Source organism: uncultured Methanobrevibacter sp. (assembly GCF_947169325.1).
GTDB lineage: Archaea > Methanobacteriota > Methanobacteria > Methanobacteriales > Methanobacteriaceae > Methanocatella.
Genome location: NZ_CAMVPN010000100.1, coordinates 1 through 7,211 on the forward strand (window position 1 = coordinate 1; position 7,211 = coordinate 7,211).

Genomic DNA, 7,211 nt, shown 5'->3' on the forward strand with positions numbered 1-7,211 from the left:
TTGACACATGCATTTCAATCAGAATAGCATTTGCAAGAAACAATAAGGTTTTCATACGCTCAGGAGCAGGCATAGTTGCAGATAGCGTTCCTGAAAATGAATTTGATGAGTGCATGAATAAGGCCGCAGCCGTTATTAATGCGCTTGAAATTGCAGATGGGGGATTAGAATGATTCTATTGATTGACAATTACGACAGTTTTTCATATAACCTGTTCCAGTTGATTGGAGAAGTCAACAGTGACATCACAGTTTTTAGAAACGATAAAATTACTCCAGAAGAGATTGCAAAACTAAATCCAGAAGCGATAATATTGTCTCCGGGCCCCGGAAAACCTGAAAATGCAGGTATCTGCATTGACATTGTTAAACAGTTCCATGATGAAATTCCGATTTTGGGAGTTTGCTTGGGCCATCAGGCAATTTGTGAGGCTTTAGGAGGCACAGTGTCCCATGCCAAAAGACTGATGCATGGAAAATCTTCAAAGATTTCTCTTGATTATGATTTCATTTTCAAAGGCCTTCCAAGCGAAATAACCGTTGGAAGATACCATTCATTGAGTCTGGTTGAGGATACCCTTCCGGATTGCCTGGAAATAATATCCAAGGCGAAGGATGACGGTGAAATCATGGCCGTCAAACACAGGGATTTTAATGTTTATGGATTGCAGTTCCATCCGGAATCAATTTTAACTCCTGATGGATTAACTATTATACGAAATTTTTTAGAAAAGGTGGATAGAGGGATTTTATGATTAAGGAAGCTATTTTAAAGGTATATAAGAATGAAAATTTAACTTATAATGAGGCATATCAGACTATGGATGAAATCATGAGCGGTGAAGCAAGTGAAGTTCAGATGAGTGCATATTTGACTGCAATGTCAATGAAAGGTGAAACAATTGATGAAATCACAGCTTCAGCCGAAGCCATGAGGGCCCATTGTGTAAGGTTACTGAATGACGAAGACGTTTTGGAGATTGTAGGAACCGGCGGTGATGGCTCCAATACGTTCAACATATCCACAACCTCATCAATCATCATATCCGCAGCAGGAGTTCCGGTCGCCAAGCACGGAAACAGGTCAGCATCAAGTAAATGCGGTGCGGCAGACGTATTGGAGGAATTGGGCGTCAACATTAATATAGATCCTGAAAAAAGCCTGAAATGTTTGAAGGAAATCAATTTGTGTTTCCTGTTTGCCCAAAACTACCACATTGCAATGAAATATGTTGCAGGAGTAAGAAAGGAATTGTCAATCAGGACAATCTTCAACATCCTGGGGCCGCTGACAAGTCCGGCAGGAGCATCAATGGAAGTTCTGGGAGTATATGAAAAGGAACTTGTAGAACCTCTAACAGAAGTTTTAAAAAACCTGGGGGTAAAATCCGCAGTGACAGTTTATGGGCTTGACGGAATGGATGAAATATCTGCAAGCGACAAAACTGCAGTATGCGAACTTAAGGATGGCGAAATAATGTCTTATGAGATTTCACCGGAATATTTCGGCATGGAAATGGTATCAAAAGAGGACCTTGTAGGAGGAGATGCCAAGGAAAATGCAGAAATCACATTGTCCATTCTTAAAGGGGAAAAAGGACCAAAAAGAAATGCGGTTTTACTGAATTCCGCTGCAGGACTATATGTTGCAGGCAAAGTCGAATCATTGCGTGAAGGTGTTGAACTGGCAGAGGAAATAATCGATTCCGGAAAAGCTTTAAAACAGCTTGAAAGATTTATAGAATGTACAAACAGATGATTATTATGTTGGATGAAATTGTTGCTAAAACCAAGGAAAGAATAGCTGAAGCAAAGGAGAAGAAATCTCTTGAAGAGCTTAAGGAGGAAGTCAGGCAATTGGAAATCACTCAGGAGTTCCCGTTCAAGAAAGCATTAGGCGGTGATGAGATTTCAATAATCGCTGAAGTCAAAAGGGCTTCTCCATCAAAAGGATTGATTGCTGAGGATTTTGATTATCTTGAAATTGCAAAGGAATATGAAAATGCAGGTGCATCAGCAATATCTGTTTTAACCGAACCCTACTTTTTCAAGGGATTCAATGATTATCTAAAAGAGATTGCAGAAAATGTCAGCATTCCGATTTTAAGAAAGGACTTTGTCATTGACGAATACATGATTTGGGAAGCAAAGCTATTGGGCGCTTCCTGCGTTTTGTTAATAGTATCTATTTTATCTATTGTTGAACTTAAGAAATTTTTGGATCTGGCACATGATTTGGGCCTTTCTGCCATTGTCGAGACTCATGACGGCGATGAAATAATGACTGCACTAACAGTTGGTGCTGAAATAATCGGAGTCAACAATAGGAATCTCAATGATTTTACAGTAGACATTGAAAATAGTATCAGCCTACGTAGATGTGTAAGTGGAGATGTCGTATTTATTTCTGAAAGTGGCATTAAAACAGCGGAAGATGTAAGGAAATTAAAGGAAAATGATGTCGATGCTGTTTTAATTGGTGAAACTTTAATGAAAAGTGAAGATAAAAAAACCATGATTTTGGAGTTGAAAAATGGTTAAGATTAAAATCTGCGGAATCAGGCGCCTGGATGACATTAACATCGTAAATAAGTACAAACCGGATTATATTGGTTTTGTATTTGCCGATTCAAAAAGGAAGGTTTCACATGAACTTGCAGCTGAACTAAAACATAATTTGGATTCAGATATCATTTCTGTAGGGGTTTTTGTTGATGCAGACCATGATGAAATCATTGAACTATTCAACGAGGGCATAATTGAAATCGCCCAGCTTCACGGCGATGAGAGTGAAGAGTATATTAATGTTTTAAAGCAAAGAACTAATAACGAATTGAAAATCATCAAGGCTATTGAAATGTCTGAAGACAAAAATCTGCAAGAATATAGTTGTTTACAAGTTGATTATTTGCTTTTTGACAGTGGAAAGGGCAGCGGCAAAACCTTTGACTGGCGGTTGATTAAATCTGATTTGAAAAAGGAATTTTTCCTGGCTGGAGGAATAGATTCAACCAATGTCAAAGAGGCTATTGAACGATTCAATCCTTATGCTGTTGACTTAAGTTCAAGCCTGGAAACTGATGGATTTAAGGATGAAAATAAAATTAAAGAGATTATGGAGGTTATAAATTGAACAACGGGAGATATGGTGAATACGGCGGTCAGTACATATCAGAAACGTTAATGAATGAATTGCTGTATCTTGAAGAGCAGTACCATCATTACATGAACGACCCTGAATTTGTAGAGGAATTGAATACATTGTTAAGGGAATACGCCGGAAGGCCATCCTTATTGTATTATGCTAAAAGAATGACAGAAGACCTTGGAGGCGCCAAGATATATTTGAAGCGTGAAGACTTAAACCACACTGGCGCCCACAAGATCAACAACGTTTTAGGTCAGGTGTTGCTTGCTAAAAAAATGGGAAAGACAAGAGTTATTGCAGAAACCGGTGCAGGGCAGCATGGAGTTGCAACCGCCACTGCAGCAGCGCTTCTTGATATGGAATGCGAAGTGTTCATGGGTGAAGTGGATACTGAAAGGCAGGCCTTGAACGTTTATCGGATGGAATTGCTTGGTGCCAAGGTGCATTCGGTCAAGTCAGGAACTAAAACATTAAAGGACGCAGTAAATGACGCATTCAGGGATTGGATTGCAAGAGTCCATGATACCAATTATGTTATAGGCTCCACAATGGGTCCGCATCCTTTTCCGATGATTGTACGTGATTTTCAGGCAGTCATAAGTAAGGAAGCCCGCCAGCAATTCCTTGACAAGGAAGGAAAACTTCCAACTGCAGTCATTGCATGTGTAGGTGGAGGAAGCAATGCGATGGGAGCGTTTTATAATTTCATTGATGATGAAGAGGTCAGACTGATAGGCTGTGAAGCCGGAGGAAAGGGCGTTGATACTCCATATAATGCGGCTGCTCTCACCAACGGTAAAATAGGAATATTTCATGGAATGAAATCCATTTTCAATCAGGGTGATTATGGGCAGATTGCTCCGGTATATTCCGTCTCAGCAGGCCTTGACTATCCTGGAGTCGGTCCTGAACATGCCTATTTAAGGGATATTGGCCGAGCGGAATATGTCCCAATTAATGACGAGGAAGCTGTGGATGCATTCGAATACCTCTCAAGAATGGAAGGAATCATTCCGGCTATCGAAAGTGCTCATGCAGTAGCGCATGCAATGAAGATTGCTCCTGAAATGGATAAGGATGACATAATCATGATCTGCCTATCCGGAAGAGGGGATAAGGACGTTCGGTCAATTGCACAATATAGGGGAGTTGATTTAAATGAGTAAGATACCTAATGCATTCAAAAACGGAAAGGCATTCATAGGATTTTTGACTGCAGGCGATCCGACTTGCGAAAAGACTGTGGAATACATTCTGGCAATGGAAGAGGCAGGATGTGATTTGATTGAAATCGGAATTCCATTTTCGGACCCTATGGCTGAGGGTGTTGTCATACAGGATGCTAATGTAAGGGCTTTAAAGCACAATACCACAACCGATGATGTGTTTGACATTGTAAGGCAGGTCAGAGCCAAAACTGATGTTCCATTGGTATTTTTAACTTATATCAATCCTGTTTTCTTTTACGGATATGAAAAATTCTTCAAAAGATGTGCCGAACTGGGGGTTGACGGAATAATTTCTCCGGATTTGCCTTATGAAGAAAAGGGAGAGATTGCAGACATTGCACGGAAAAATGGGGTTGATGTGATTTCACTTATCGCTCCAACTTCAAAGGAAAGAATTCAAAAGATTGCAGGCGATGCAACAGGTTTCATTTATGTCGTGTCATCTTTAGGAGTCACTGGAATGCGTTCTGAGATTAAAACAGACTTGAATGCCATTTTAAAAGACATTCGTGACGTTACTGATTTGCCGCTGGCGGTCGGTTTTGGAATAAATACTCCTCAGCAGGCATCAGAAATTGGTAAAATTGCAGATGGTGTTATTGTTGGCAGTGCAATCGTCAAAATAATTGAGGAACATGGCCAAAATGCAAAGGATGCTTTAAAAGAATATGTTTCTGCCATGAAGAAGGCAGCTAATGAATGATTTGAAAAAAGATAAACTTATTATATAGAAAAAATAAATATAAAAACATTATTGATTAGAGGATTATTTATGTTTAAAGCAGAATTAAGTGATTCTAGTATATTAAAAACCAGTTTTGATGCGATTTCATCAATCGTTGATGAAGTTCAAATCCAAACTGACAGTGAAGGCATGAGATTAGATGCCTTAGACCGCAGTCATATAACTTTCGTACATTTGGAACTTAAATCCAGTTTATTTGATGAATATCTTTGTGATGTTCCTGAAAAAATTAACATTGATACTGATGAATTCATGAGAGTTCTCAAACGTGCAAAATCCCAGGACAGGGTTTTGATGTCTGTCGATGAAGGCAATTTCATCATTACATTTGAAGGAGATGCAACAAGAACTTTCAAAATTAGATTAATTGATATGGAATATGATAACCCTGTTCCACCTCAAATCGAACATCCAACATCATTTAAAGTACGTTTCTCAATCTTGAAAGATTCCATCAACGATATTGACATCTTTTCAGATAAGATTGCCTTTGAAGTCGATGAAGATTACTTCATAGCATCTGCTGACGGTGAATTCGGTGATGCAAGCATCAAATATCTCCACGGAGAAAACATCAGTGAACATGCAAAATCATTGTTCTCCCTGGATAAGATTAGAGAAATGCTCAAGGCGGATAAATTTTCAGAGGAAGCTGAAATTGGTTTAGGTACCGATATGCCGTTAAGCTTAACCCTTAACATGGTAACCGGTGACGGTAAGCTCAGTTTCTTGCTTGCTCCTAGATTAGAAACAGATGAATAGATTTTCATTTGTTTATCTTCTTTTTTTATTTTAACGATTTTTTAGAGATGGTATTAAGTGGACGACCAGTTTTATCAAACTTTACGTAATGTTCAAAAGAAGGAACGTAACAACGGTACTTTAGCTCGTGTAGAGGAAACCTTTTACAACGATATTCATGAGTACTTGGACAGCCTGAGAAAGGACGCTATGCAAGATCCATTTTCCAATGTTCATGGTGTGCTTAAAAATGCCCAGATGATTGCTACAGATATCTGTGAAAGGCGTGAAAGGAAAATCTCCGAAGCTGCAGTAATCAATATCCACAGGTCATATCATCTTTTCACAGGAAAGCCTCAGTTCGACTTGGTCGACACCACTCCTCTTAACTTGACTCCCGAAGAGGAAAAGTTCTATTATTCCTTAATTGAGACATTGAAGAACCACAGGGGAAACATTTCTCTTGAAAAACTCTCTGAGGATGAGGATGACAAAAAGCATAAGGCGGTTAAGCCTAGCCAGCCTCAAACCAATACTTTGGATTCACCTCGTGAAACTACAAAAACCGATGATGAGGTTTTAAACAGGCTAGATGAGATTAAAAATGCTGAAGTCATTGTCGATGAAAAGCCGGAGCCTATTGAAAGGCAGGTCATCAAATCTCAAATCAATCAGGCCAAAAAGGAAATGCCAATTCCAAAACCAAAGCCAACCAATATTGAAGATAATCCAAACGCAGTCAATGTTGACGATGAATTTTTTGATTTGGAATCAAGAAAAATTGCCAAGGATACTGAATTGGTTACAATGCTTGTTTTTGATGAAATCGGACCTATCATGGGTGTTGATGAGAGGGTCTACGGTCCGTTCAGGCCACAGGATCTTGTTACCCTGCCGATGGTAAATGCAAAAATATTTTTCAAAAACAGAAAAGGTCGTCAAGTTAAAATATAGGCATTTTTCCATTAACTTTATATAACTTGTAAAACATAAATTTGAACATATCTATTTGTGATACTAAAAAATTATATTCTATATAATTTGGATTTTTGCTGTTTGTAGACTTGATGCGTTACATAGCAGTCTTAATCTCTAATATTTTTTGATTAAACCATAGTTTAGATAAATTCATGAATGGGTTGACAATGATTTATTAATTAAACACTTTTAAGTGTTAAAAAACGGTGAAAAAATGAAAATACCAAAAGAAAAAAGAACATACTGTCCTCACTGTAAAAGACACACAGTACACGAAGTTCACACTGCTAAAAAAAGGAAAGCTAGTGAGTTAACATGGGGACAAAGACAATTCAGACGTGTAACTGCTGGTTACAGAGGTTATCCAAGGC

9 protein-coding genes and 1 pseudogene are annotated in these 7,211 nt (G+C 38.6%); all 10 read left to right on the forward strand.

Annotation, left to right across the window (positions count from 1 at the left end; all coding sequences use genetic code 11):
• The coding region (locus Q0W26_RS10630; RefSeq protein WP_298525083.1) for a chorismate-binding protein at positions 1-173 on the forward strand (173 nt) is incomplete at its 5' end.
• The gene (locus tag Q0W26_RS10635; RefSeq protein WP_298525057.1) at positions 170-754 is read left to right on the forward strand and encodes an aminodeoxychorismate/anthranilate synthase component II; all 585 of its coding nucleotides are present in this window, start codon (positions 170-172) and stop codon (positions 752-754) included. The genes Q0W26_RS10630 and Q0W26_RS10635, both read left to right, overlap by 4 nt.
• Positions 751-1,758, forward strand: a complete 1,008-nt coding sequence (gene trpD, locus Q0W26_RS10640; protein ID WP_298525060.1) for an anthranilate phosphoribosyltransferase — start codon at positions 751-753, stop codon at positions 1,756-1,758. Before Q0W26_RS10635 ends, trpD begins: the two co-directional genes overlap by 4 nt.
• 5 nt (positions 1,759-1,763) lie before the next feature.
• Positions 1,764-2,540, forward strand: coding sequence for an indole-3-glycerol phosphate synthase TrpC (trpC, locus tag Q0W26_RS10645; protein ID WP_298525066.1), 777 nt, complete (start codon positions 1,764-1,766; stop codon positions 2,538-2,540).
• On the forward strand, positions 2,533-3,132 hold the full coding sequence (locus Q0W26_RS10650) for a phosphoribosylanthranilate isomerase (RefSeq protein WP_298525069.1): 600 nt from the start codon (positions 2,533-2,535) through the stop codon (positions 3,130-3,132). The genes trpC and Q0W26_RS10650 overlap by 8 nt, the downstream gene beginning before the upstream one ends.
• Positions 3,129-4,313 (forward strand): tryptophan synthase subunit beta, encoded by a 1,185-nt coding sequence (gene trpB / locus Q0W26_RS10655; protein WP_298525072.1) that lies wholly within the window; start codon positions 3,129-3,131, stop codon positions 4,311-4,313. The genes Q0W26_RS10650 and trpB overlap by 4 nt, the downstream gene beginning before the upstream one ends.
• On the forward strand, positions 4,306-5,079 hold the full coding sequence (gene trpA / locus Q0W26_RS10660) for a tryptophan synthase subunit alpha (RefSeq protein WP_298525074.1): 774 nt from the start codon (positions 4,306-4,308) through the stop codon (positions 5,077-5,079). The genes trpB and trpA overlap by 8 nt, the downstream gene beginning before the upstream one ends.
• A gap of 69 nt (positions 5,080-5,148) precedes the next feature.
• Positions 5,149-5,883, forward strand: a complete 735-nt coding sequence (gene pcn, locus Q0W26_RS10665) for a proliferating cell nuclear antigen (pcna) (RefSeq protein ID WP_298525077.1) — start codon at positions 5,149-5,151, stop codon at positions 5,881-5,883.
• Between the two features lie 57 nt (positions 5,884-5,940).
• Positions 5,941-6,816 (forward strand): hypothetical protein, encoded by an 876-nt coding sequence (locus Q0W26_RS10670; protein WP_298525080.1) that lies wholly within the window; start codon positions 5,941-5,943, stop codon positions 6,814-6,816.
• Between the two features lie 238 nt (positions 6,817-7,054).
• Positions 7,055-7,211: pseudogene (locus Q0W26_RS10675) on the forward strand (50S ribosomal protein L44e); the annotation flags it as partial.